19 protein-coding genes and 1 pseudogene are annotated in these 26,540 nt (G+C 39.9%); 7 read left to right on the forward strand and 13 right to left on the reverse strand.

Annotation, left to right across the window (positions count from 1 at the left end):
- Positions 1-2,741, forward strand: a 2,741-nt coding sequence (locus V7K15_RS17040; protein ID WP_334906941.1) for a COR domain-containing protein, incomplete at its 5' end; no start/stop codon positions are given.
- Between the two features lie 7 nt (positions 2,742-2,748).
- Here the strand turns inward: V7K15_RS17040 and V7K15_RS17045 are convergent.
- The 4 genes and pseudogenes from V7K15_RS17045 to V7K15_RS17060 all read right to left on the reverse strand — a co-directional run bounded on the left by V7K15_RS17045 (position 2,749) and on the right by V7K15_RS17060 (position 6,275).
- Positions 2,749-3,048, reverse strand: a complete 300-nt coding sequence (locus V7K15_RS17045; RefSeq protein WP_334906943.1) for a hypothetical protein — start codon at positions 3,046-3,048, stop codon at positions 2,749-2,751.
- Positions 3,049-3,114: 66 nt separating this feature from the next.
- Positions 3,115-3,441: pseudogene (locus V7K15_RS17050) on the reverse strand (Uma2 family endonuclease); the annotation flags it as partial.
- A 45-nt stretch (positions 3,442-3,486) separates the two neighbouring features.
- Positions 3,487-4,530, reverse strand: coding sequence for an agmatinase SpeB (speB, locus tag V7K15_RS17055; RefSeq protein WP_334906945.1), 1,044 nt, complete (start codon positions 4,528-4,530; stop codon positions 3,487-3,489).
- 149 nt (positions 4,531-4,679) lie between these two features.
- The gene (locus V7K15_RS17060; protein WP_334906947.1) at positions 4,680-6,275 is read right to left on the reverse strand and encodes an FAD-dependent oxidoreductase; all 1,596 of its coding nucleotides are present in this window, start codon (positions 6,273-6,275) and stop codon (positions 4,680-4,682) included.
- Between the two features lie 88 nt (positions 6,276-6,363).
- Here V7K15_RS17060 and V7K15_RS17065 point away from each other — a divergent pair, with 88 nt between their 5' ends.
- Positions 6,364-6,588, forward strand: a complete 225-nt coding sequence (locus V7K15_RS17065; RefSeq protein ID WP_334906949.1) for a hypothetical protein — start codon at positions 6,364-6,366, stop codon at positions 6,586-6,588.
- Between the two features lie 75 nt (positions 6,589-6,663).
- Here V7K15_RS17065 and V7K15_RS17070 read toward each other — a convergent pair whose 3' ends face one another.
- The 4 genes from V7K15_RS17070 to V7K15_RS17085 form a co-directional block, all read right to left on the reverse strand.
- Positions 6,664-7,587, reverse strand: coding sequence for a tetratricopeptide repeat protein (locus V7K15_RS17070; RefSeq protein WP_334906951.1), 924 nt, complete (start codon positions 7,585-7,587; stop codon positions 6,664-6,666).
- An 88-nt stretch (positions 7,588-7,675) separates the two neighbouring features.
- Positions 7,676-8,011, reverse strand: a complete 336-nt coding sequence (gene petJ / locus V7K15_RS17075; RefSeq protein WP_334906953.1) for a cytochrome c6 PetJ — start codon at positions 8,009-8,011, stop codon at positions 7,676-7,678.
- A 355-nt stretch (positions 8,012-8,366) separates the two neighbouring features.
- Positions 8,367-8,861 carry a GNAT family N-acetyltransferase gene (locus tag V7K15_RS17080; RefSeq protein WP_334906955.1) on the reverse strand — a complete coding sequence of 165 codons (495 nt, stop codon included), beginning with the start codon at positions 8,859-8,861 and terminating at the stop codon, positions 8,367-8,369.
- 292 nt (positions 8,862-9,153) lie between these two features.
- On the reverse strand, positions 9,154-10,290 hold the full coding sequence (locus tag V7K15_RS17085) for an RpoD/SigA family RNA polymerase sigma factor (protein ID WP_334906957.1): 1,137 nt from the start codon (positions 10,288-10,290) through the stop codon (positions 9,154-9,156).
- An 839-nt stretch (positions 10,291-11,129) separates the two neighbouring features.
- On the opposite strand from V7K15_RS17085, the gene priA reads away from it, so the two are divergent.
- Positions 11,130-13,766, forward strand: coding sequence for a primosomal protein N' (gene priA, locus V7K15_RS17090; protein WP_334906959.1), 2,637 nt, complete (start codon positions 11,130-11,132; stop codon positions 13,764-13,766).
- 491 nt (positions 13,767-14,257) lie between these two features.
- Here the strand turns inward: priA and V7K15_RS17095 are convergent, their stop codons facing one another.
- Complete coding sequence (locus V7K15_RS17095) at positions 14,258-15,445, reverse strand: tetratricopeptide repeat protein (protein ID WP_334906961.1); 1,188 nt, start codon at positions 15,443-15,445, stop codon at positions 14,258-14,260.
- Between the two features lie 543 nt (positions 15,446-15,988).
- Here V7K15_RS17095 and V7K15_RS17100 point away from each other — a divergent pair.
- The 4 genes from V7K15_RS17100 to V7K15_RS17115 all read left to right on the forward strand — a co-directional run bounded on the left by V7K15_RS17100 (position 15,989) and on the right by V7K15_RS17115 (position 21,404).
- Positions 15,989-17,272, forward strand: a complete 1,284-nt coding sequence (locus V7K15_RS17100) for a proton extrusion protein PcxA (RefSeq protein WP_334906963.1) — start codon at positions 15,989-15,991, stop codon at positions 17,270-17,272.
- 458 nt (positions 17,273-17,730) lie between these two features.
- Positions 17,731-18,600, forward strand: coding sequence for a polyphosphate kinase 2 family protein (locus V7K15_RS17105; RefSeq protein ID WP_334906965.1), 870 nt, complete (start codon positions 17,731-17,733; stop codon positions 18,598-18,600).
- 143 nt (positions 18,601-18,743) lie between these two features.
- The gene (locus tag V7K15_RS17110) at positions 18,744-19,367 is read left to right on the forward strand and encodes a chemotaxis protein CheB (RefSeq protein WP_334906967.1); all 624 of its coding nucleotides are present in this window, start codon (positions 18,744-18,746) and stop codon (positions 19,365-19,367) included.
- 141 nt (positions 19,368-19,508) lie between these two features.
- Complete coding sequence (locus V7K15_RS17115) at positions 19,509-21,404, forward strand: CheR family methyltransferase (RefSeq protein WP_334906969.1); 1,896 nt, start codon at positions 19,509-19,511, stop codon at positions 21,402-21,404.
- A gap of 184 nt (positions 21,405-21,588) precedes the next feature.
- On the opposite strand, the gene V7K15_RS17120 is transcribed toward V7K15_RS17115, so the two are convergent.
- From V7K15_RS17120 to V7K15_RS17135, 4 genes are all read right to left on the reverse strand, one after another.
- Entirely contained in the window at positions 21,589-22,701 is a 1,113-nt protein-coding gene (locus V7K15_RS17120; RefSeq protein ID WP_334906971.1) for an ATP-binding protein, read from the reverse strand.
- 917 nt (positions 22,702-23,618) lie between these two features.
- A complete protein-coding gene (locus tag V7K15_RS17125; RefSeq protein WP_334906973.1) occupies positions 23,619-24,599 on the reverse strand; it encodes a WD40 repeat domain-containing protein in 981 nt (326 codons plus the stop codon).
- Position 24,600: 1 nt separating this feature from the next.
- Positions 24,601-25,686 (reverse strand): ATP-binding protein, encoded by a 1,086-nt coding sequence (locus V7K15_RS17130; protein WP_334907087.1) that lies wholly within the window; start codon positions 25,684-25,686, stop codon positions 24,601-24,603.
- A 36-nt stretch (positions 25,687-25,722) separates the two neighbouring features.
- Complete coding sequence (locus V7K15_RS17135) at positions 25,723-26,166, reverse strand: hypothetical protein (protein WP_334906975.1); 444 nt, start codon at positions 26,164-26,166, stop codon at positions 25,723-25,725.
- Positions 26,167-26,540 lie beyond the last annotated feature (374 nt).

The following is a 26,540-nucleotide window of genomic DNA, read 5'->3' on the forward strand; positions in this document are numbered from 1 at the left end:
CCAACCTGCAAACGCTCAACCTCAGCGGTAATCAACTGAGCAGTCTGCCACCGGAAATAGTCCAACTCACCAACCTGCAAACGCTCAACCTCAGCGGTAATCAACTGAGCAGTCTGCCACCGGAAATAGTCCAACTCACCAACCTGCAAACGCTCAACCTCAGCTACAATCAACTGAGTAGTCTGCCACCGGAAATAGTCCAACTCACCAACCTGCAAACGCTCAACCTCAGCTACAATCAACTGAGCAGTCTGCCACCGGAAATAGTCCAACTCACCAACCTGCAAACGCTCAACCTCAGCGGTAATCAACTGAGCAGTCTACCAACGGAATTTAGACAACTCACCAACCTGCAAACCCTCTACCTCTACAACAATCAACTGAGCAGTTTGCCACCGGAAATTAAGCAACTCACCAACCTGCGATCGCTCAACCTCTACAACAATCACCTGAGCAGTCTGCCACCGGAAATCAGACAACTCACCAACCTGAACAAGCTGGATCTTCGTAGCAACCCAGTTCCCATTCCACCAGAGATTTTGGGGTCGAAGGATTTATCCGAAGATCCGGGTGATGTAAATGAAATTCTCGATTTCTATTTCCGAGTGCAAGACCCAGCCGAAACAGAACTCTTCTACGAAGCAAAGTTCTTAATTATTGGCGAAGGAGGAGCCGGTAAAACCTCTTTAGCCAAGAAAATTGCAGATGAAACCTACGAACTCCAGCCAGATGAGGAATCAACTCAAGGCATTGAGGTGATCCAGTGGCACTTTACACAGCCAAATGGCAAAGATTTTCGCGTTAACATCTGGGATTTTGGCGGTCAGGAAATCTACCACCAAACCCATCAGTTTTTCCTCAGCAAGCGATCGCTTTATGCTTTAGTTGCCGACACTCGCAAAGAAAACACCGATTTTTACTGGTGGCTGAAGGTTGTCGAACTCTTGAGCGACAAGAGTCCAGTTATCATCATCAAAAACGAAAAACAAGACCGTGATTGCCCAGTTAATGAGCGCCAGTTACGAGGAGAATTCAGCAATCTGGAGAAAACACTGGCAACCAATTTAGAAACTAATCGCGGTTTAACAGAGATTAAAGACGCGATTCAGCTATACATCAGCAATCTTGACCACGTTGGTACACCTCTACCAAAACTCTGGTTAAGAGTCAGAGCAGCGCTAGAGAACTATTCCTCAAACTACATCAGCTTTGAACAATACTGTACCCTTTGCCGACTTAATAAATTAACAGACCGTAAAGATATGCTGCGCTTGAGCAACTATCTCCATGACCTCGGCGTTTGCTTGCATTTTCAAGACGATTCTACACTGAAACACTACGTTATCCTTAAACCCGAATGGGGAACTACTGCTGTTTACAAAGTTTTGGACAATGATAATGTTAAGAAAAAGTTGGGTTGTTTTACTAAGGACGACCTCAAAGATATTTGGCAAGACGGCGAATATGCAGATATGCGAGATGAACTACTTCAATTAATGATGCGGTTTAAGCTTTGCTACGAAATTCCCGGTCATCGTGACACCTATATTGCGCCTCAATTGCTCTCTATTGAAAAAGCTGATTATACTTGGGACGATCGCCACAACCTCATCCTGCGCTACACCTATAACTTCATGCCCAAAGGCATCCTCACCCGTTTTATTGTCGAGACGCACCCTTGGATTGAACAGCAAAAACTCGTTTGGAAAACAGGCATTGTTCTCAACAAAGACCAAACTCGTGTAGAAGTCATTGAAAACTACGATCAACGGGAAATTCAAATCCGTGTAGCCGGAAACCGTAAAAAAGAACTAATGGCTGTTGTCACCCATGAACTAGAAAAAATCCACAACTCTTACGAACGTTTGCAACCTCAAACCCTAGTTCCGTGTAACTGTGAGACTTGCAAAAACCTGCCGACACCTCATTCCTATTCTCTGAACTCACTCAAAAACCGCTTGAATGCTGGCCGCTACCAGATTGAGTGCGACAAAAGCTATGGAATGGTAGATGTCCGCAAGTTAATTGATGATGTCATGTTCCAAACCATTAGAGCAGATGGGGAACTCGACCCCCTCGACCCTCAAGTTGCACAATTGCAAAGCGAACTGGAGCGAAAGCGAGATGAATCATTGACACATCGGTTACGAGATAGCAAGATGAATAGTCAATATGTAATGGAGTTCGAGAAGGAAATCTTCATCTCCTATGCTTGGGGTGGAGAGAGTGAGCAATTTGTCAATCAACTAGATCAGAGTTTGCAGGCAAAAGGCATCAAAATCATCCGGGACAAAAGTGAGTTGGGCTACAAAAGACTAATTAAAGCCTTTATGGAACGGATTGGACGCGGTAAATGTGCGATCGCAATTATTAGTGATAAGTATTTAAAATCTCCCAATTGTATGTTTGAGCTAGTGCAAATTGCTAAAAACGGGGAATTTTATGATCGTATTTTCCCTATTGTGTTAGCAGATGCCCAAATTGATAAGCCTATTACAAGACTTAAATATATTAAGCATTGGGAAGAAGAAATTAAAGATTTAGACAAAGGTATGAGAGAAGTTGGTGCAGCTAATTTACAGGGATTTCGTGAAGAAATTGACCAGTACACCGAGATTCGCAACACGATCGCTGAACTCACTAACCTGCTAAAAGATATGAACACGCTGACTCGTGATATTCACAGCGAATCAGACTTTGAGGAATTGCTGAATGCGATCGCACTCCGTCTAGATGAGTAAAACTAGACTATTGCCGAGGTTGACAGGTAGAAACATCACCCTTTTTACTCGACAATTTGTGTTCCAAGGTGCAAGCTTCCAGTTCAAAACTCAAATGATTAGGGTCAAAGCTGCAAGTGCGAGGATAAAAGGTCGAGCCATCGCTCTTTTTACTCGACAACTCGTGTTCAAAGGTGCAAGCTTCGAGTTCAGAGGTCAAACGATGCCTGCGGCGGGCTGCGCCAACGCTCTTTTTACTCGACAACTCGTGTTCAAAGGTGCAACTTCCGAGTTCAGAGGTCGAGCAATCGCCCTTTTTACTCGACAACTCGTGTTCCAATTACGAATTACGAATTACGAATTACGAATTACGAATTACGAATTACGAATTACGAATAGTCCAGTCGGGATAAATTTTAAAAGCATTGGGTACTTCGCCATCAGCTTCAAAAGGAATTCGTTCCCAAATGAATACAGCAGCATCGGGAACAATAGAACGTCCACCAAAGCTACAGCGCAATTCTGAAAAGGCGAGGGCAATTTGTGATGTTTCTGCAACTTGATTTACAGCATCACAAAACTTGACTTGCAGGCGAGAGTGTTTGCCAGCAGGTATAGTTTTTTGGTAAATTTGACCGTCAATAAACTCACTAGCAGGCTTAGTTTCCGGCAGTTTGAGAAATTCTTCGAGGGTGAGAGACGGAGGAGTTGCTATTGTCATCGCCTTAAGTTCAGTATTATTGCCACTCGGCCAAAATTTTATCGTTTATGTTTTCTGCTGAGATAAATCCATCAAATTTGCCAGCTTGTAAACTACCCGCGCTCCAACATTACCATCCCACTCACCATCACCGACTTCGCAGATATCAAAGCCAATAATTTTTCTGCCACTATTCACCAATTCTCGGAACAGACAAAAAGTTTGCTCTAATTCCAACCCACCGGGAACAGGAGTACCTGTACTCGGACAGAGTTTTGGATCTAGACCATCTGCATCAAAGCTAATGTAAACATACTCAGGTAAATGACTGATAATTTCTCGGCATAAATCAATCCAAGTTGTTCCAGAGTAAAGCTTTTGCTTAATAGCTGGGTCATAATAAGCAATAATGCGATCGCTAGATTGGTCAATCATTTCCACTTCATCATGACTAATATCACGCAAACCCACCTGCACTAACTTAGAAATTTGCGGTATTTTCATCGCATTAAACATAATAGACGCATGGGAAAACTCAAATCCCTCATAGGCATCGCGTAAATCTGCGTGGGCATCAATGTGCAAAATGCCATAGTTTGGGTAGTTAGCCGCTAATGCTTGGAAATAACCTAACGGTGAACTGTGATCTCCACCAATGACTGCAACTCGCTTACCATGATTAATTGCTTGTTGACAATTTTCAAACAGCCATTGATTCACCTGTTCACCAGCCTGATTAATTTCTGTCAGCACAGGTGTTAAATCTGGTGTATCTGAGAGTTGTTTACCTTGGGCTAATCGCTCGATAATTTTTGCTGCCAAGACGCGATAGTATGTGTTCTTCTCTACAATATCCTGGGAAATTTCCACCATGAAAATTCCCTGCTTCCAACCATCAGGATTATCAAAATCGAACAAATCTAGTTGAGTCGAAGCATCAAGAATTCGCTGTGGGGCATTAGCAGTGCCTGCACCATAGGAAACAGTGACTTCCCACGGCACACCAAAGACAACCAAGTTTGCAGACTCGTAATCGCAGGGCAAACCCAAGAGGTTGCCATTTACTTCACCTACGCCGCTAGGATTGTAGTCTTTTAATTGATTACTCATTGAGTATCTTCTGGATTTATGTGAATAGACAGCACGCCGCCTAGTGGACATCTGCATTGTAATCAAAATTTTTCACAGGCGGTAAATTACTATCTTCCAAACTCCTGTACAGACGCGATTAATCGCGTCTCTTCAAAGTACAGACGCAATTAATCGCGTCTCTTCTGCTCAATCAATTGATCGAAATTGCGACAATACACCTGTTGTCCGTATTCTTGCCACTCTTTGTCTGAGGAGTAGGGTGACGGTTTTAATGTTATCTCTTGGACGTATGCCATCAATGGGCGACGAAGACACTCATATTTCTCGAAGGCTGTGGCTATAGCTTGCGTATCATCCCAGTTATTCTCCTCAGCAATTTTAGCGATTAGTGTTGCAATCAGCAGTGCATCTTCAAATCCTTGATTAGCTCCTTGACCCATGAAGGGAGGCATTCCATGTGCAGCATCGCCAACTAATACGATTCGCCCTACACTCCAGGCTGGTGGAATTTTGACAGCATCAGCTTCAGTATTGGGGTCAATTGTGCTAGGAACTTGTACAGAATCTGAAATAGTAGCGCGGTGAATATAGTATGGGCGTTGCTGCATCTTGGCAGGAGGAGATATACGTACTAATTGCTTAAGTGCATCAGGAAAGCCCGCCTTCTCCAACTCCTGGAGAGCTAAGTCAATTAAAGAGTTTTCAGACTTTTCTTGCAACAAGTCCAAAGGCAAAGCAAGATGTATCACGTACCTTAGTTCACCAATTGGTCTGCGAAATAAAATCATCCTGATGTTATTTCTACAAACAGGATTTCCAGATATTTCATCATTAGTGATTGTTACAACTGGTGAGTCTTGAAAGAAATATTCTTCTAATTTCGTCCGCAGTTCGGTTGTTATGTCAGGTATTTCTCTACAAAATATAGCTGCAAACCCGGAGTATTCAGGTCGGGCAAAATCATGGTATTGACTATCTGTGTAAAGCAGTCTACGAACTGTAGAATTAATCCCGTCTGCTGCAACAATTAGTTTAGCTCGAATCGATTTTGTTGCTAGTTCTTGGGGGGCAGCATCCGATTTCTGGGGCTGTGTATCATTCTGTTTCTGCCCTTCTGCCCAATAAGCATAGGGGTTGGCTTCAGTGTCAGATACACAATCTATCCGCACACAATCGTTTTCCGGCTCATTCACAATATTAATACAACGGTGATTAGCTTTAACTCGGTCTTCGGGAAGTAGCTGTCTGAGGGCTGTCTGCAAATTGTACCAAGAAATTGACACTCGACCCTCGCCATAATCTTTAAACCAGTCATCAAAACTAAGCGAGATTGACCAAATTATCTCTCCCTGCAAATTTTTGTAAACCCATTGGGGTGAACTCTTTGAAGGTTGTTGCTCTTGAGTAGGTTCGACAGTTTTCTGGCCATTAGACTGCTGGGGATTCAATAAATCAAGTCCAGTTTTTTTGACTTCTTCGTAGGCGTTAGGATCTAAATATTTGAGAGCCTTTAATCCATTTGGGAGAAGATCCAACCCCTGACCAACTTGACGAAAGGCGCGAGTTTGATCGATGACAAGGATATTTTCAATACCACGTTTACGTAAGCCAATAGCAGTTGCTAACCCAATAGGCCCAGCGCCAACCACTACAACATCGTAGATTTCCTGAGAAGCAGAAGAGGAGACAACAGAGCCAGTCAAGGTATCAGCTTTGGTTGATGTGTCTGTATGTGTATGAGGACTTGATTTAGTTTCTAGCATATTTATACACAGTAATCTGGGATAGAAGCTGGGCAATATGGAAAGCTATTAGCTATCAAGTAAGATACCATTACACAAGAATATTAAAATGAAATCTGACAATATAGATATTTTGCCGCGATCCGACTTTTATCTGAAACATCAGCTATGGGTTCAATCTCGCTTCAAAATTTACCGCTCTTATCTAAAACTGTTTCACTTTAATAATGATACAAATACGTTGGTAGGAAACATTGCTTATTGGTGTCAACTCAGCTTAAAAGGGCAGTTACAAACCGCGTCTACACGAGGCAAAACCTTGATTTTAACTTAGTCCGCCCACGCAAACTAAGTTTGTATAGTAGCGAATTATATTCGCCTAATACTTCTCAAACATCCTCTTACGGTGTTAGAAAAGAGCGATTTCAGTTGCAAACGAAATTTGTTGTCGCAAACTCTTCAGTAAATCTAGAGTTTTTTCGTAGGCAACTCTCTTTCCTTGGTTTTCAAAGTACTCAGATGCTTTTTGTAAATCAGACATCGCTTCTAAATGATATCCTAAGCGATAACGAGCTACTCCCCGATTAACATAAGCCTGGGCATTACTGGGGTTAAGTCTGATGACTTGGGAAAAATCACGCACTGCACCAAAGTCATCTCCATTTTGTCCACAAACACAACCCCGGTTAAAGTACGCTCTATTATCGTTAGCATTGAGACGAATTGCGAGATTAAAGTCAAGCATAGCTGCTTGGGTATCTTGCAAGACAAAATGCGCCAAACCTCGGTCATTGTAGATATCTGCAAGCAGTAAGCTGCTTATTTGGGGGATTTGAGTTAGGGCTAAATTAAAGTCAACAATTGCCTCAAAGTCTTTCCCATCCCCAGCACGGGCTAGCCCTCGGTTGTAGTAAGCTCGAAAATCATCGGGTTTAAGTGCGATCGCTCGATTATGATCGACAATGGCAGCTGGATAATCCCCTTGTCTGTAGAGTGCGACTCCCCGGTTCAGATAAGCCTCAAAATTATCCGGTGCAAAATTTATTGCTTGAGTACAATCTGCGATCGCTTGATGGTAATCTTGTAATTTGAGATATGCAAGAGCGCGATCGCTATAAGCTACAGCAAAATCTTTCTTAAGTTCAATCGCCTGGTTGAAATTCTCTATTGCTTGCTGATAATTACCATGCCGCATCTTATCTACACCCAACTCCAATAAATCACCAGCTGTAATTTGCGTAATTAAAATTGGTGATGAATGTGCGGATGGAGTCAAACAAATGAAATATAAAGCAATAATTACACTGAGAAATAATCGCCAGAAACCAGTCATAAACATCCTATTTGACAATTTCGGCAACCCTAAAATTAGCGGGACAAAAAGCCCCGCAAATTGTTAATTTTTGAAGTTAGATTTTAGTCTACTTCCAGTCCTTATCTGCTTGTGAAAGCACATAAGCCGCTACATCTTCAATTTGGTTAGGTTTCAAGCGACTTCCGAAGGCGGGCATGGCATTTTTACCTTTTGTAACTTGGGCAATAATCGCCTCTGCTGAGTACAAACCATACTTTTCCAAAGCGTCCTTCTTCAGGTTTTTTTGCGCTTGAACCAGATTCTTACCTCCGGCGTGACAAGAGGCACAATTGGCACTAAATACTTTAGCTCCACTAACAGCATCTGCTGCCAATGCTGGACTACTGAAGACAAAGGTGAAGATTGCTATGCCTAACAGCATCACGGTAATAATTTTTTTCATTTCGTGTTCCCTGTGCAATATCTTCCATAATTGTCAGTTGAGACGTTGCCATAGTCAAATGACAAGCTGTCAAACTTCAGTTTATTAAAGTTTCGGGATTTTTAATCTTCGGTTTTTACAGGAATTTTCATTTATTTTAACCACATTTGTTGTCGGGATATAGCGTGGTCTATTTACGTGAAAATAGCTGTAAATTTAGGGTTGTTAGTAGAGAGCGATATCTGGCAACTGCTTCTCTACGAGACGCTTTGCGAAAGTATCTACGTCTATGATCATAATGCAAATTTATTTGAACAATGAAATATAAAAGATGAAAATTATGCTGTTTTATCCTTTAAATTTCATCCTTTGTTATTTACTTGACAGCCCCTAACTGAACAAGTGCATCTTCTGTAACACGACAAATTCGCCAATCATCTAATATAGATGCTCCCATACTACGGTAGAATGCTTGGGCTGATTCGTTCCAATCCAACACACTCCACTCTAACCGCCCACAATCACGTTCTATAGCTATTTGGGCTACTTTAGTAAGCAGAGCCTTACCAATACCGAGCCGGCGATATTCTGGTAAAACAAATAAATCTTCTAGATAAATTCCTGGCTTCGTCAGAAATGTTGAATAATTATGAAAAAATAGGGCAAAACCAACAGCTTGACCCGCAGATTCTGCTAAAATTGCCTCTACATACCTCCGTGAACCAAATAAATGTTCTTTAAGTGCCAGAGCATTGCCAGTAATAGCATGAGATAATTTTTCATACTCTGCAAGTCCCTGAATTAATTTAAACAGTACGCTGTGATCGGCCGGTTCAGCAAAACGTACAATCAAATTGCTAGGCGAAGTCATTAGTCTATAGTCCATAGTTCATAGTCCATAGTCTATAGGCAACTGGGCAATTTTTTTTAAGTAATGACTAAACAAAAGCTAAAAAAAGGTACAAAACGCCCTGTTTTTGCAACTTGCAGTATGTGAAGCTCAAGAAATATACAGATAAATTTGCTACAACGGATAGAGACTCTTTGAACGTCGGGAACCTCCGCAAGGCACTGGCTCCCCTACGAAATTTCAAGTTTTGCGCTTTATTTGATCGATATTCGTTAGTGGAGCTAATTAGATCAGTCTACCTTGATCAATGTAATTAAATCAACCAACCTTTTAAACGTTTAGCAATGTGGGGACGCCGCAATTTTCGCATAGCTTTGCTTTGAATTTGTCGCACTCGCTCACGAGAAAGATTGAACATATTGCCAACTTCTTCTAAAGTACAGGGTTCGCTGGTTGTCAAACCATAGCGCAGAGAAATAACATCTTTCTCTCGTGGAGTTAATACGTCACCCAAGACTTCCCAAATCTCCTGACGCATCATGTTTTCATTCATTTTTGCTTCTGGAGACAGGTTATCTTCATCTTCTAGCAAATCCATCAATTCCGTGTCTTCTTCTTTACCGACGCGGTGGTTGAGAGAAAGTGCTTGACGCCGTAGTTGTTGTAGCTGGCGTAATTGTTGCACACTAATTTCCAAAGCTTCTGCCATTTCCCCTTCGGTGGGATTACGACAGAGTTTTTGTTTAAGTTCTCGTTGGGCTTTTTTCAGCTTATTAAGCTTTTCAACAATATGAATAGGTAGCCGAATTGTCCGCGCATCATTAGCTATAGCCCTGGTAATCGCTTGTCTAATCCACCAATAGGCGTAAGTAGAAAACTTATATCCTTTATCGGGATCGAACTTTTCTGTAGCGCGATTTAAACCCATTGCTCCTTCCTGAATTAAATCCAGAAAAGGCACTCCCCGATTTAGATATCGCTTGGCAATAGAAACTACCAATCTCAAGTTCGAGCGAATCATTTTGCGTTTCGCTACTCTACCTTGATACAAGCGACTTTCTAATTGCTTTTCCGTCATTTCTAGCTCAGAAGCCACTTCTAGCTTGCTAGGTTCTTGTCCCAGTTTTAATTGTAAAGCAGCTTGTAATTCCCTAACTTCTTCTAAAAACCTGACTCGCCGCGCTAACTCTACCTCTTCATCAGGTTTTAGAAGCGGATAACGCGCCATTTCTTTAAAAAATGCGCCTACAGCATCATCATGTTCGGTTTTATTGTATCCCGAAGGACGAGCCGCCGCCATGTCATCTCCATCCCGTTCGTCTGATTCGGGATTTTCTACTACAATTGGAGATTCTTGATCTGCTACAGCATCTAAATTTTCGAGTGATGGTTCTTCACTATCAGCAGTGTTCTCCAGTATTTCCATTTTTCCCAATTCAACAATATTCATAGTTTCCTTTAGGGATTGTTGTTTTGTTTTGTACCTAATTTACTTACAGCTACTCGTTTGAGGCTTGGTAGTTTTCCCTAAGGGACGAATGCACCCGTTTATATAGCGAAATTCAAGCTTCTGCTAATTTATCTTCAGAAATAAAAATCTGTATCTACCTACCAACTATAGGTTACGGTTAGATACAACCTATAACTAAACTGGCCTTGACACCCAACAAAACTTTCTTTTCAGGCTTACAACCAACATATCTATTCTTCATTTTTTTCGGAATTATCAAATATGTCAAATCCTCCTCAAACTTTCTCAACCTTAACAAATATAAAAATCTCAGCTAATCATCCCAATTTCTTAAACTTTCATATATTTTTCTAAATAATTTTAATGTTTAGGCGTTGAAAATCACTGGATAAATCGAAAATCTGATGTTGGGGTTATGCATTGCCGATTAAAAGTTACCTAGATGATAAAAATTACAACAATGGCAGCTTAATTTTGGGATGATCTTATTTGTATAAAATAATCTCATATACAGAAAGGGTTGAATATCTATCGATAGGCGGAAAAAGACTACTCCCTAATTAGTAGATAGAGCAACTGTTGCAGCAAGATTGGGCATACTTTTATTTGTATAATGGGCATCAAATATTTATTGCACGTATAGAAGAGGCGAGATTGTCTAGTAGATTACATAAGAGGAAACTTATCAAGTATTATGAAGGATAACAGTATTGAGAAATACCATTTAAGTCTAAGAAAAGAAAAAGTTAGAGTTTAATTGGCTAGGTTAATTTTGACCAGCTATGTGAGTAAAATGTTAAACTATAAAGTCAGCAACTATGTATATTAATCAAGTAAATTTCTCTCCTTTAGTGGTGGCCGAGCCTAGTGAATCGTACCAGTCGGGTGCAACTCTTAATAGGTGGGTTGAAGTACTGGTAGACTGTCCAGGAAGTACAGGACTATTTACTTATCGATTGCCAGCCCAGTTAGAAATAAAACCAGGGGATATTTTGAGCGTGCCATTTGGGGCACAACAATTAGGAGCGATCGCTATTCGGTTACTGGCACAACCAAATGTCGATTTACCACCAGAAAAAATCCGGGAAGTAGAAGATATAGTCAGCGTTGGATTTTTCCCAAGTGCTTATTGGGAATTACTCAATCGAGTCGCTGCATATTACTATACGCCCCTGATTCAAGTGATCCGGGTTGCTTTACCACCAGGGTTGCTGGGGCGATCGCAACGTCGTATCCGCATCATTAGAGGCACAGGAGAAAACGAAAGTAATTATTTACTTACATCTGGCAATCCTTCAGCTTTTCTGACTCCAACTGCGCGGCAAATTTGGGAACTTTTACAAGGGCAGCCGGCGGGAAACTACAGTTTCGCCTACCTCCAACAAAAAGTCAAATCTGCTTATCGGGGAATTCGGGAGTTGTTACGATTTGGTTTAGTAGAAAGCTATTTAGAACCACCACGGCTAACTCGACCAAAACTGCAAAAAGCAGTCACGCTGATAGCTACAATCGATCACGAGTTAACTACTCGCCAACGAGAAATTTTGGAAGTACTACGACGGCGTGGTGGTGAGTTGTGGCAAAATGAATTACTGGTAATTTGCAATGCTAGTTCCTCTATCCTGAAGACTTTGGTACAAAAGGGTTACATCGTCATCGAAGAACGCGAAGTATTGCGAACAGAACAGGGTCCACAATTAGTAGGTGATGGTGCTAAATGCTTAACTGCTGCCCAAGCTAGCGCCTTAGAAACAATCCAGAGACTAGATGGATTTGCTGAAGTTTTGTTGCATGGAGTAACAGGTTCGGGAAAAACCGAAGTATATTTGCAAGCGATCGCACCTCTCCTCAACCAAGGCAAATCCGCCCTTGTCTTAGTCCCAGAAATTGGACTCACACCCCAGCTAACTGATCGTTTTCGCGCCCGCTTTGGTAATAAAGTCAGCGTCTATCACAGCGCCCTTTCCGATGGTGAACGTTATGACACTTGGCGGCAAATGCTCACAGGAGAACCCCAAGTTGTTATTGGTACCCGTAGCGCCGTTTTCGCCCCTTTACCTAAATTGAGTTTAATCATTTTAGATGAAGAACACGACAGCAGCTTTAAACAAGACTCGCCCATTCCTACCTACCACGCCCGCAGCGTTGCCCAATGGCGAGCAGAATTAGAAAATTGTCCCTTAGTGTTGGGTTCCGCTACGCCTTCCTTGGAGAGTTGGGTAAGGGTCAGAACCTCACCCCCTAGCCCCCCCTCCGCAAGCAGAGAGGGGGGACAAGAAATAAATTTCAACTCCTCACTCAGCACTCCTCACTTCGCACTCAACACTCAGCACGGGCTAAACGCCCCGCTACCGCTAACAGCACTCAGCACTCATTACTTAAGTTTGCCCGAACGTATCAATTCCCGCCCTTTACCGCCGGTGGAAATAGTCGATATGCGGCAAGAGTTGCAGCAGGGAAATCGCTCTATATTTAGTAGATCGCTGCAAGCAGCTTTGCAACAGTTGCAAGAGAGAAAACAACAGGGAATTTTATTTATTCATCGTCGGGGACACAGTACTTTTGTATCTTGCCGCAGTTGTGGATATGTGTTGGAATGTCCGCACTGTGATGTATCGCTGGCATATCACCACACCGAAGAAAAAGCGCCGGAATTACTGCGTTGTCATTACTGTAACTATGCGCGATCGCATCCTAAATTCTGCCCTGATTGTAGTTCCCCTTACCTAAAATTTTTCGGTAGCGGTACTCAACGAGTCACGCAGGAATTAGTGCGACAGTTCCCAGAGTTGCGCTTGATTCGTTTTGATAGCGATACCACCCGCAACAAAGGTTCACACCGGACTCTACTCACCCAATTTGCCAACGGCGAAGCAGATTTATTAGTAGGAACGCAAATGCTTACCAAAGGTTTAGATTTACCACAGGTAACACTTGTGGGCGTCGTTGCTGCCGATGGATTGCTAAATTTATCAGACTATCGCGCCAGTGAACGGGCATTTCAAACCTTGACTCAGGTAGCTGGACGTGCTGGGAGAGGCGATGATCCGGGTAGAGTAATTGTGCAGACTTATACTACAGAGCATCAGGTAATTGCAGCAGTGCGATCGCACGATTATCTGTCTTTCTCTGAAGCTGAATTAGAACAACGCCAAGCACTCAATTATCCCCCTTATGGACGGTTAATTTTATTGCGTTTAAGTAGTCTTGACGCGATTCAAGTGCAAAATACGGCGCAAATTATTGCTACAGCCTTGAGTACAGAAGAAGAATTTGAGATATTAGGCCCAGCACCAGCGAGTATTTTACGAGTAGCTAATCGTTATCGCTGGCAGATATTGATTAAATTTGCCCCGGATGCATTGCCAAAATTGCCAGATTGGGAAGAAGTGCGATCGCTTTGTCCGCCATCTGTTAGTTTGACAATTGATGTAGATCCATTAAATATTATGTAGTCTAATTGCGGTTAAACCATCTTTATGAGGAGAAAACCGCAATATTTTTAATGGTTTATAACTTAAATCTTGCACCAGTTCCAACAACCGCCTAGTAATGAATTACTAGGCTAATAGCGAAAGTCATCTAAAGATGACTGAGAAAAGATTTCAGTCCATTGAAATGGACTTTCGCTATAAGAGGATGTTTGAAAAGTCCTCTTATCGGTAGTAAAAAGTTCTAGATCCCCCTAAATCCCCCTTAAAAAGGGGGACTTTGATTTCGGTTCCCCCCTTTTTAAGGGGAGCCAGCGCGGTCTTGGGGTCTCCCCAAGTGGAGCGACTGGCGTGGGTTAGGGGGGATCAATAAGTACCTAAAATCACAGCAAACCACTTTTAAAACAAGCTCTAAGAAACAGAAATTTATTTCTGGGCGGGAGATGGTGTTAATCGAGAATGGTGCAAGATATCAGCGCACATTTCGCACTTAAAAATTTAAGATTGAAATACTTCTACATCAACTCCATCTCCCGCAACCCCTGGCGTAGTCTTTTGGCCTCTTCGGGATTATACCTTTCATGAAGGGCGATCGCTTTTCTAAAAGCTGTTAAACTATCTTGATGATTGCCAACTTTCAGCAACACTACCCCTAAATTTTGATAGGCTTCAGCATAGTTGGGATTTAACCGGATTGCATTTTGATAATATGCGATCGCGTCTGTAAATAAACCCAAAGCCTTAAATATCATCGCTAAATTATAATGTCCAACAACAAAAGTCGGGTCAATTTTTAAAGTTGTGGCGTAAGCAGTTTTTGCACCGTTGAAATCTCCTGCTGCTTTGAGTAAGTTACCCAAGTTGTTGTATGCTCCTAATTTGAGCATCGGGTAAATTGGCAATTTGATCGCAGCTTGATAGTGCGAAATAGCCTGTGGGGATTTTTGCAATCGACTGTAGGCAATGCCTAAATGATAGTGGAGTTCATATAAAATATCGTAGTTTTCTTCAGCCGCAGTGATTCCTCGTCTCAGCAACTCCATACCTTGGGAAATTTTCCCAGTTTCCACATACAATGCCCCTAATTTACTGCAAACATAGGGATCATCAGGATGAGTAGCAAGAAAGCCTGACATGGCGGTAGCTGCTTTGGCATATTTGTTATTTTGAGCGATCGCACTTTTTTGATATCCTGTGTGTAAAAGTGCCACCCCTGGTAAATAACCTACTTGCCAATGGGGTTCTTTGGTTAAAATTGCTGACACACTATCATCTACCAAGGCATGGTAAGGACGGTCAAAATGAATATCTGAATGATTGCGGAATAGCCTGGAAACCAGAGAATAGGGAGATTGTTCTGCACCAACTTCCTGGCGGACGAGGTTGATCAGCAGGTATTCGTCTCTAGCGATCGCCTCTCGCAACTGCGGTACAATTGCTGGTGTCAGAGTTTCATCAGCATCTAATACCAAAATCCAATCACCACTAACATATTTTAGAGCGGCATTCCGGGCAGCACTGAAGTCATTACACCATTTAAAATGATGGACTTTTGCACCGAGTTGTTGGGCAATATTGGGAGTGCGATCGATTGAGCCTGTATCCAAGACTACCATTTCATCCACTACTTTTCTGACACTGTTCAGGCATTTGGGCAGTGTTGCTGCTTCGTTTTTCACAATCATGCACAGACTGAGTTTCATATTGCCAATAAATTCTGGGTTCCGATTTTTTACTTGCGGTTGTTACCAACTCTTATTTGTGCCGATATAGCATCAGATGATCATCTGGCGAGTTTTATAACAAGGGACAGAATAAGGATACTTTATAGCGTTTCCTAATCACATGAGGTAGATCATAGCCCCTCTCGAAGAGCGGGGAGGCGGTTGGGGGTGGGGTTCTTGTACCTCACAAAGCCCGATAAGCGCTATATTTGTCATCAAAAATCCTCAAGTTCTACTTGTTAGACAAGCTTACTGAAACTAAGTCAAGATATATCTATTTTAGTTTCTTGACAATTTTTCTAAATAAGGCTAAAAAATCTTAACAGGGTGAGGCATGACAAAGCCTGCTATATCAAGCTGTAAACTATAATCTGGGAGCGTGTTACATTATTTACATACATTCTTCATAGTAGTGAAAACAAGTAATTTCTCATAGTTAATTTTCTGTGACAAAAATCGGATACACGACTTTTTTCCGGTTTTTATAACTATAATACACATTATATAAAGAGTCATATATGTATGAGAGATTCATTCGCCAAAACAGCAAATTTAGTTCGCCAAAATATCAAAGAATATTTGCGATCGCTTAACAATTGGTTTTTAGATACACCAGAAAGGGCACTCTTAGAAGCTCAACAAGCAGCTCAAAGAATTAAAAATATTGAGAGAGAACATTTTGATAACAAAAAAATATCTTTAGAATCAGTAAAATATACTGAAACCGTGATGTCTTACTGGCAAGGATACCTTGATAAAAATTTAACTATTATCAAGGTCAGACTTGCAGAATTTCAGCTTAGTCGGGGAATTGTCAATATATCTAATTCTGTTTTATTAGAAAAGCTGAAGATTATTGATGAAGTTGTAGAGAAGTACGCTATCAAAGATAAAGTAATTGATCATAGCGGATTACTATCAACTTCTGAAGCCAGACAAATTAAGCGGAGCAAAATCAATAAACAGCCAGAGTTATCTAATATTAATGATATTAAATCAACATCTCCATCTCAAACAACTGGAGCCTTTCCGAGGTCTATAGGCAAAACAGTTAATAGAATTAAAGCAGATTTTGCCCCGCAGACAGAAGAAGAATTTATCAGGAATTACCGAAATTCTCGAAATAGGACAAGAATTGCTCTGAGATTTTTAATAACTCTAATTATTGTACCCCTTTTAGCTCAAAACTTATCTAAATATTTTTTAGTAATTCCCGTATTAGAAAGGATTAGAGGAGATAATCCAATTCAAATTTTCATCAATTCTGATCTGGAAAAAGAAGCTCTCCTGGAATTACATAATTTTGAGCAAGGATTGAGATTTGAATATTTACTCAAGCAAGCACCTCCACTAGATTCAGAGGTAATAAAAGAAAAAATTAAAGACAAAGCAATGGAAATAGCTGAGGGATTTCACATTAAAAGTAGTAGCGCTCTTAGCAATGTTTTTGCAGATTTAATCTCACTATTTTCTTTTGGTATAATCATCGCTCTGAGCAAAAGAGAAATTGTGATTCTCAAGTCTTTTATGGATACCATTGTCTCTGGTCTGAGTGATAGTGCTAAAGCTTTTTTGATTATTCTGTTTACAGATATATTTGTAGGATTTCACTCACCAGATGGATGGGAGGTCATTCTTGAGGGGTTTGCAGAACATTTAGGTCTGCCAGCCACTAGAAATGCAATCTTTTTCTTTATTGCGACATTTCCGGTGATTTTAAACACTATTTTTAAATACTGGATATTCCGCTATCTAAGTCGTTTATCGCCATCGGCATTAGCGACATTAAAAGAGATGGACGAATAATTGAGAGTTCATAATACCCTAGCCGATTGAGTCATTAGTACTAGTGGTCTGTCGCAAAAGTTTTGATAGGTGAATCAGTTTTAAATTTATCTTCTTTACCTCCAGGACTTACGCAAACAATAGCCGAAAAGAATGATTTTTAGGTAGGGGCAATTCATGTAGCTTTAGCTGACCGCAGGGTATTGCCCCTACCCTATGTAGCTTTGCGTTTCTCTACGAGACGCACTCGTGTTTGCGTCTACGTTATTCCGTAACTGGTGCGTAAGTAGTAAGTACTAATGACTTCGATTTCCCACGGCAATTCAAGAAAACGAGCGTCAAGGCAGCGTGTCGTCAGACAAGCAATGTTTTCGTAGTCGTAAGATGAGTTAAAATTATTTAATTAATAAATCATAACTTTTAGACATTAGCACTTCAAAATGTGCTTCGGTATAAACAGCCGTTAGGAAATTTTATACATGAATCACGATGCTTTCATTGTTCCACCAGGTTCAAAGATTTCTCTGAAAAAAAACTATGACCCAGCCTATAAGACCGATTTTCATGAAAAAACTGATGCTGCAAGCAAATTACAGGCAGATATTGAACGACTAGCAAATTATCAAAATATTCTCTATGCTCAAAATACTTATGCCTTGCTGATTATTTTTCAGGCAATGGATGCTGCTGGCAAAGATAGCACAATTAAACACGTGACCTCTGGTGTAAACCCACAAGGATTTCAGGTGTTTAGTTTTAAGAGTCCCAGTGCAGAAGAATTAGACCATGACTACCTATGGCGAACAACGAAAGCTTTGCCAGAAAGAGGCCGAATTGGGATATTCAACCGTTCATATTATGAAGAAGTGCTTGTGGTTCGTGTCCATCCAGAAATACTTCAGAAACAACAACTTCCCCACTTACCTGAAGGAAAGAAGATATGGAAACAGCGCTTTGAAGAAATCAATAAGTTTGAAAAACATTTGGTAAACAATGGTGTAATTATCCTGAAGTTTTTTTTAAATGTCTCGAAATCAGAGCAGAAAAAACGCTTTTTAGAACGGATTGAATATCCTGAAAAAAATTGGAAGTTTTCAGATAGCGATGTCCAAGAACGAGCTTTTTGGGATGATTATATGAATGCTTATGAAGAAGTTTTCAACTCTACTAGTACTAAATGGGCACCGTGGTATATTATTCCTGCCGATCGCAAATGGTTTACACGTCTGGTAGTGGCCAATATTATCTGCACAAAATTACAAGAACTAAATCTGCAATACCCGACAGTTAGTGAGGAACATAGGCAACAACTTTTAGAGGCGAAACGCATTCTAGAGCAGGAAGATTAAGACATAAACTTGATAGGTAAGGCAAAAAAATCCTGAATTCCAATATCCTGTATAATTTATTTAAACAACGATAAAAAATTGTAAATTTATTAATTGCTGTTTGTAACAAAAGAAGTTACCTAGATAGTCATAGCTGCAAAATCATGATTCAGATGGCAGAAGATGGCAACAATCATCTACCTTACTTTACTAATGCTGCCTTTGATATTGTGGCGATCGCAGCCTCAGCAGGCGGTCTGACTGCTTTAACTAAAGTGCTATCGACTCTACCCAAAGAATTTACAGCCGCGATCGCCATTGTGCAACACCTCGCTCCCCAACACCGCTCGTTCATGGCAGAAATTTTAAGTCGGCGCACGGATATTAGTGTCAAACAGGCAGAAGAAGGAGATTGCCTTACCCCAGGAAAGGCTTACATTGCTCCACCTAATCATCATCTGTTGGTTAACAGTGACGGCACACTTTCCTTATCACAGTCGGAATTAGTACATTTTTTACGTCCTTCAGCTGATCTATTATTTGAATCAGTTGCAGCCGCTTACAAAGACAGAGCGATCGCTATTGTGCTAACAGGAACGGGTAGCGACGGCGCGATGGGAGTCGAAGCGATTAAAAAAATGGGCGGTACTATCATTGTCCAAGACGTAGAAACCGCCGAATTTTCCGGGATGCCCTCCGCCGCAATTCAAACTGGCAACATAGATTTTATTCTTCCCCTTGATCAAATCTCCAGCGCCCTGGTGACTTTGGTCATGGGAGAATGTTGAAATATAACTGAGATATTATATTGTATCAGTCCTAAGAACTGCCTCATAATTCATTCTGAGACTAATAACTAAACTCGTCTAAAGACGACTGAATAAAAAGACTTTTAATCTAAAATCGCAAATCTAAAATCCAAAATTGGTATGACTTCCGCAGAAAGAAATCCCGAATTTGAAAATCTCCTGATTTATCTCAGACAAAACCGGGGATTTGATTTTACAGGCTATAAGCGCTCGACTTTGATACGTCGGGTACAGAAGCGGATGCAGTCATTTAGCATAGAGAAGTTTGAAGAATATTTAGACTATTTAGAAGTTCATCCAGAAGAATTCAATTATCTTTTTAACACTATCCTAATTAACGTCACGGCTTTTTTTCGAGATTCATCAGCTTGGGAATACATAGCAGAGCAAATACTGCCTAATCTGATTAGGAATAAAAAAACTTCTGACCAAATCCGCATCTGGAGCGCTGGCTGTGCTTCTGGGGAAGAAGCTTATACCCTGGCAATGTTGATGGCTGAAATGTTGGGAGCAGAGGAATTTCGCCAACGAGTTAAAATCTACGCCACAGATGTAGATGAAGATGCTCTCAACCAGGCACGTCTTGCTGTATATTCAGCAAAAGATATCCAGACAGTGCCAGATGAACTACGGCAGAAATACTTTGAAGTTGTCGGCAACTGCTATGTCTTTCGTCAAGACTTGCGCCGCTCAGTAATTTTTGGTCGCCACGATCTGCTTCAGGATGCGCCGATTTCGCGCTTAGATTTGTTAGTCAGCCGCAATACATTAATGTATTTTAATTCTGAGACTCAAGGGCGAATTTTAGCCCGGTTTCATTTTGCACTAAATGATAATGGCTATCTGTTTTTGGGAAAAGCAGAAATGCTATTGATGCATTCTAATTTGTTTACGCCACTGGATTTAAAAAACCGGATATTTACTAAGATATCGTCGGTGAATATCCGCGATCGCCTCTTAATTATGGCAAATTCAATAGATGAAGAATCTACCAGCCGTTTGTCTCGACTCCTCAGGCTGCGAGACATGGGTTTTGACACAGCACCAATTGCTCAATTAGTCATTGATATCAATGGCACTCTGATAATGGTGAACGAGCAGGCGCGGACTTTGTTCGCCCTTTCCCCCAAAGATTTAGCTCGTCCCTTCCAGGATTTAGAACTTTCCTATCGACCACTTGAGTTGCGATCGCTAATTGAACAGGCTTATACTGAACGCCGCCCGATCACTCTGACAAATGTAGAACGCCATTTGTCAAACACAGAAATGCAATATCTGGATGTGCAAATTACGCCTTTGCAAGAAACAGACACCAGTTTCTTAGGTGTCAGCATCGCCTTTAGTGATGTCACCCGTTATATTAACCTCCAAGAGGCGCTGCAACGCTCCCAACAGGAACTAGAAACTACTAACGAAGAACTACAATCTACTAATGAAGAATTAGAAACTACCAACGAAGAACTACAATCTACTAATGAAGAATTAGAAACTACCAACGAAGAACTACAATCTACTAATGAAGAATTGGAGACGATGAATGAAGAGTTACAATCTACTAATGAAGAATTACAAACAATTAATTACGAACTGAGCGATCGCACCACAGAACTTAATCGTACTAACATTTTCCTGATCTCTATTCTCAGAAGTCTCCAAACTGGAATAGTGGTAATTGACAGCAGCTTTAAGATTTTAATTTGGAATTACATGGTAGAAGATTTATGGGGCTTACGAACTGATGAAGTTCTAGGACAGTCTATCTTCAGCCTAGACATTGGGCTACCCGTCGAGCAGTTGCGATCGCCCATCCGCGAATCCTTATCCAGGAAAAAACAGTTTCAAGAAATGATCCTCAATGCTACCAATCGTCGGGGTAGACAAATAAAATGTTATCTGGCAATTACTCCCCTGCTTGGCATTGAAATGCAGGGAGCAGTTTTGATGATGGTAGATGTAGAGAAAGTCAGCAGTATGATTTCTACTCAAGATATGGAGTCACGGCGGGAGCAGGATTGACTCTCACTGGGCTAAAGCCAGAGTGAAAAAGAATATAGAGACGTAGCACTGCTACAATATCTGCTTTGTTGGGTTGAGTCATGTAGCTCGCTTCCCGCAGGGTAACCCAACATTTGATCCTTGTTCATGTTGGGTTTCACTGCCGTTCAACCCAACCTACATTGATAGATTTTATTATAAGTAATCACCCGAACTTGATATTAGACTCAATTTGTGGCCTCAACCAATCACGAAAACTAGCATGATAAAGACTATAATGCATTTCTGCTGCTATTGATTCTAAATGTAAAAACTCTCGCCACTTGTCTAAAATTACCTTTATTTCATATTCATCTTCATCTAATTTTTCTGCGATCGCTTCTATTGATATTGCTTGCTCTTGAACTAATATATTTAACACCTGTAAAGCCATTGGTTGCTGTTTACTGGTTGCTAAATTCATTTTTTCTAAGTGATTTTGGTAATAGAGTTGTAAATTTGGGGGGTAAATATCCTCATTAATAGCTGCTAAGATTTCACTAACATACAGAAAATTAGTTTCATCTTGGCTAATCTGCGTTAATAATTGATGATTAATATTGGGAGACTTTAAATAACTTTTAATATATTTCTGGATATCAGCGCGATTTTGTTCAGGGTAATTTGATAAATCTAAAGATTGGACTGGATTTTCAATTAATAAACCTGATTTCTCTGTCAAAAAAGAACGACGACTCAGGATAAAATAAACTTTTTCGGGTAGATAACGGGGTAAATAGAAAATATTTGAGCCGCGTGGTTGATTATTGAGATCAATGCGATCGCAGCCATCAATTGTAATAATTAACCGTTGTTTTGGTTGCAATCTATCGCTGATTTGTTGCAGCAATAACGATAAAAAACCACTGCCTTCTGTGGTAAAATCAGGAAAGTTCGTGGTGAGATTGTTTCGACTCCGGTTCCATCGAGCGGAGCCGAGATGCTCAACACAAGTTTTAGTACCTTGATGTTGGGCAATTTCTATTAATTGAGTGCAAATAATCGTCAGAAATTGCTCAACGCGATTTTTACCTGGTATTTCGACATTGTAATAGACAACTCCGGGATTTTGGCTGACATAATGGGCAAGAATGGCACTTTTACCAATACCAGGATCACCGATAATAGTAAAGTAGCCCCGGTCAGATTGATTGAAAAAGTTGTTGATAGCAGCAAAGACAAATTCACGACCCACAAAATTACGGCTTTTTTCTGTAATAATTGCTTGAAATTCTTTGCGATGTCCTCTCGGATTTTTGATAGTTGTGTTATCAAACATTGATTTACTTCATTTACTGTTAAAGGATGTTTTAAAAGTAGTTAGCTGTGACTTTAATCGAATTATTACCCCCCTTAATCCCCCCTTATAAAGGGGGGAAACAAGAAAATCCGGTTCCCTCCCCTTTATAAGGGGAGGGTTAGGGTGGGGTAAACAAATATTTTATACATCAATCATGACTTTTAAAACAACCTCTTATCTCGACTTTATCCATTTTTTGGCAACGCTTAAGCTGACGCTGAAAGCTTTGTATGACCGTAGTTTTACTTTTTAGTTTTCACCTAAAATCAGTGATATGGAAAAAGTTTTTGCCAAAAAGCTAGGGTTTTGCCGATACAAGAGATCCAAGTTATTAATTTTGGATAAAGTCGAGCTTATAAGGAATTCAATTTCTGGAATTAACAAGCGATCGCACTAGAATCATCTTTAAAATTTAATCGACAATAATGTATTTATTATTAGCCTATTGTTTCTTTTCTAATTTCTTCAATATCTTGCCAAAATTCTGCTCTTGTTAAATTTTTTAGAGACTCTTGGCGTTCTTTTGTATAATCATCAGAACCCCAACCCATTTATTGTAAAAAGCGAATTGTGTCAAGTTGTCCCAACTATTTAACTAAGGCTTGATAACCTTTTGTGCGTAATTCAATGAGTGTCATTTTCATCATCTCCATTTAATAAAAAACTATTCATTAACCAAATAATAGGGGGTTATAATTTTTTTAATTTATAAAGATTAGTCATTTTTATTAACTCTGGTTCAATAGCTTCCCTACTGACTAATTTATATTTTCCTGATTTAACCTACTTTAAAATTTTAATAACTGCTTCACCTTCTAAACGGTTTCTATCATGACTCCAATCATCAAAAGGGCGATTTAAACAACAAACATCAAGATAAATAAAATAAGATTTGCTCACTCTATATGCCCTCCTTCTAACCGCAGGAAATGAACACGCCCTGATTGTTCTCCTGCTACAATTGTCAATCCATCTGGGGAAACTGCACAGCAATATATAGGACTATCACCAATAAAAGTAGAGATTTCCTTTGCTGTCTCTAGATCCCACTGTTTCAGGGTGTTGTCATCTGAAGCAGAAACGGCTGTTTTTCCATCTGGGGCGATCGCTACTGCACTTACCCAGGAGTTATGACCAGTCAGGGTAGAGATTTCCTTTCCTGTCTCTAGATCCCACTGTTTCAGGGTGTTGTCATCAGAACCAGAAACGGCTGTTTTTCCATCTGGGGCGATCGCTACTGCATATACACTGGAGTTATGACCAGTCAGGGTAGAGATTTCCTTTCCTGTCTCCAAATCCCATAGTTTCAGGGTGTTGTCACCTGAACCAGAAACGGCTGTTTTTCCATCTGGGGCGATCGCTACTGCACTTACCCAGGAGTTATGACCAGTCAGAGTACGCAGTAGGTTTCCGCCTGGAGTCATTAAGCTGGCTGTAATGGGGCGAAATCGAGGAATTTCACTTTTACTTTCTACTGCATCTGTTAATATTCTCTGAATTTCTGGCTGGGGAAAACTCTGCAACCTTCCCCATAATTGTCCTACTAATTGATTTGGGTCTTGATTCAAAACATGGGCTGATAACTGTAGCGCACGTTGAATTAATTTCAGGGTTTTGACTTGTTCGGGGTCTAGTTTCTCTTGTTCTTCTAAATTCTCTAATATTTCAGAATCTTCAATTAAGGAATAATCCCTAATCAGGGGTTCCACTCCAAAATTATGATATTGAATTTTCAGAGAAATAAAATCAAAATCTATGAGAGTTTTATAATAAATTTCCGAATTTCCTACTTTTAATATTTGTTCAGGAAATTGACCCAAAAACAAATTTTTAAATTCTGCTGATTTTGAGGCTAACTTAGTAGCAAAATCCCCCATTTTATTTGATCTCCTTGATCATATAATTAGCCATACTTTGATTAACTTCTTTAAACAGTTTTCGACCTTTACCTAGTTTGTCTTGCCCTTTGAGAAATTCCAAAAAACTTCGATGATAAATACTATAGTAAGTTTTTTGTTCATCTGCATTTAGTTTCGGTGTTACATACTCAACCCAATCATTTAACACCGATTTTACCTCATATTCATCCTCATCAAGAATTTCCGCAATCATGTTTATGGATATTGGCTCACCTCTTTCTACCAATATATACAGTATTTTTACCTTCTTTTCATTCGACTCATTATCCATCCCCATCCGATTCCAATGAGTCGTATAATAGTCCTGAAGACCTTGTGGTAATCCTTTTAAAGTTAAATCATTGTATTTACCTTCAGAGATTCCCGGCAATAGATAGCGCAAATATATAAAATTATTTTCACTCTTAACAGCTATTTCCTGAGTAAAATTATCCTCAGAAATATTGCGCTCATTAATCCAACTTCTCAGTTTATGATCATTCTTCAAAAATAAGTGAATATACTCTTTTACATCTTCTCGACTTAAAGCTGTATAATCACCCTTTGTTAAATCTAATTCATCTACAGGAGTATCTGGAGACAAAGTTAAACGTTTAGTTTCTTGATTATAAAGTCTTCTCGTTAATAAAAAATAAACTCCATCGGGAAGATTTTGTGGTAAATCTAAAAGATTACCATTTCCTTCTTGTTCTACTTCATCTAGTGCATCAACAACAATTACAAGTTTTTGTCCTTTTAGTTCTTCACTGGCTTTTTGCAGGAAAGTTCTTAAATCAGCATTGTCTGCATTTTGGAGAGAATGACGCTTAATTAATTGTTGACGAATACTGGCTAAAAACTTTTCTGGGTTGTTGCGTCCTTCTGCGAAAACATTAAAATAACAAGGAAATTTAGTAGCTAAAACATATTTAGCAGCAATAGCGCTTTTACCCATACCTGCATCCCCAATCACACTAAAATAACCCTTGTTTTGAGTTATGAAGAATTTTTGAATAGCCTTGAAAACAAAATCACGACCGCAAAATAAGCGAGTTTTTTCAAAGATTAATGCTTGAAATTATTTAGGATAAACATCTAAATTTCAATCTGGATAAGGCTGATATTTTGAAGATTTTGTTTGTTTAGCAACTGCAATAAAAGCTTCACCAAATTCTTCTAATTCACCTAAAAAGTTAATTTTAGCATCGATTATCTGCGTTTTTAGTTCGCTATTTTGATTAAGAAATTCTTTTGTTTTTTTTGCAAATTCAAAGGGAGCTTTAGAAGTGTAAGCAGCCAAAAAATCATCTTTAATTTTTCTATTTCTAAACAGGTTTAAAATTGCTTCTGGCTTAAATACACCATACCTTACAAGAGCGTAAACATAAACAGTATCAACATCATCAGGAATTTGGGTAGGATTGAGTTCTAATTCCTGTAAAACTTTGATAACAGCTTCGTTTTGTTGAGCTTGTGTGATGAATATTTGAATAGCTTTAGGAGCATATTTAGTAATCAATGAAGTAATGGCCGCAAATTCTATCATGGCTTATTACCGAAAATTTACTATTTTATTACGAGTAGCATTATAGTAAATAATACAGTAAGTACTGTTCAGTAATATTATAGTTGCATAACGTAACCTTGTTGTATTTAAACGTCTGGCAAAACATACTGCTGCTACTAGAACAGAGTTTAAGCAAGGGATTGCAACTGTAATACTAGTTATATTAAGTGTTTAATTAAACATCAATACTCTGAAGTAACACTGCTTTATTGAAGCAAATGGGATTAGTGCTGTTAGATGCGATTGCTCCAACTGATGTATAACTTAATTAAGTTACTTTCTTCTGTGTTGATCATAAAAGAACTATGCTGGACGAAATATTGGTTGGGTTAAATTAGATTAAATAAAGAAGA

The sequence above is a fragment of the Nostoc sp. genome (assembly GCF_036919815.1).
GTDB lineage: Bacteria > Cyanobacteriota > Cyanobacteriia > Cyanobacteriales > Nostocaceae > Nostoc.

Excerpts from the sequence above, each read along its gene's own strand:
- speB (WP_334906945.1), bottom strand. The coding sequence starts at position 4,530 with ATGAGTAATCAATTAAAAGACTACAATCCTAGCGGCGTAGGTGAAGTA.
- V7K15_RS17060 (WP_334906947.1), bottom strand. The coding sequence starts at position 6,275 with ATGCTAGAAACTAAATCAAGTCCTCATACACATACAGACACATCAACC.
- V7K15_RS17065 (WP_334906949.1), top strand. The coding sequence starts at position 6,364 with ATGAAATCTGACAATATAGATATTTTGCCGCGATCCGACTTTTATCTG.
- V7K15_RS17070 (WP_334906951.1), bottom strand. The coding sequence starts at position 7,587 with ATGACTGGTTTCTGGCGATTATTTCTCAGTGTAATTATTGCTTTATAT.
- petJ (WP_334906953.1), bottom strand. The coding sequence starts at position 8,011 with ATGAAAAAAATTATTACCGTGATGCTGTTAGGCATAGCAATCTTCACC.
- V7K15_RS17080 (WP_334906955.1), bottom strand. The coding sequence starts at position 8,861 with ATGACTTCGCCTAGCAATTTGATTGTACGTTTTGCTGAACCGGCCGAT.
- V7K15_RS17085 (WP_334906957.1), bottom strand. The coding sequence starts at position 10,290 with ATGAATATTGTTGAATTGGGAAAAATGGAAATACTGGAGAACACTGCT.
- priA (WP_334906959.1), top strand. The coding sequence starts at position 11,130 with ATGTATATTAATCAAGTAAATTTCTCTCCTTTAGTGGTGGCCGAGCCT.
- V7K15_RS17095 (WP_334906961.1), bottom strand. The coding sequence starts at position 15,445 with ATGAAACTCAGTCTGTGCATGATTGTGAAAAACGAAGCAGCAACACTG.
- V7K15_RS17100 (WP_334906963.1), top strand. The coding sequence starts at position 15,989 with ATGAGAGATTCATTCGCCAAAACAGCAAATTTAGTTCGCCAAAATATC.
- V7K15_RS17105 (WP_334906965.1), top strand. The coding sequence starts at position 17,731 with ATGAATCACGATGCTTTCATTGTTCCACCAGGTTCAAAGATTTCTCTG.
- V7K15_RS17110 (WP_334906967.1), top strand. The coding sequence starts at position 18,744 with ATGATTCAGATGGCAGAAGATGGCAACAATCATCTACCTTACTTTACT.
- V7K15_RS17115 (WP_334906969.1), top strand. The coding sequence starts at position 19,509 with ATGACTTCCGCAGAAAGAAATCCCGAATTTGAAAATCTCCTGATTTAT.
- V7K15_RS17120 (WP_334906971.1), bottom strand. The coding sequence starts at position 22,701 with ATGTTTGATAACACAACTATCAAAAATCCGAGAGGACATCGCAAAGAA.
- V7K15_RS17125 (WP_334906973.1), bottom strand. The coding sequence starts at position 24,599 with ATGGGGGATTTTGCTACTAAGTTAGCCTCAAAATCAGCAGAATTTAAA.
- V7K15_RS17135 (WP_334906975.1), bottom strand. The coding sequence starts at position 26,166 with ATGATAGAATTTGCGGCCATTACTTCATTGATTACTAAATATGCTCCT.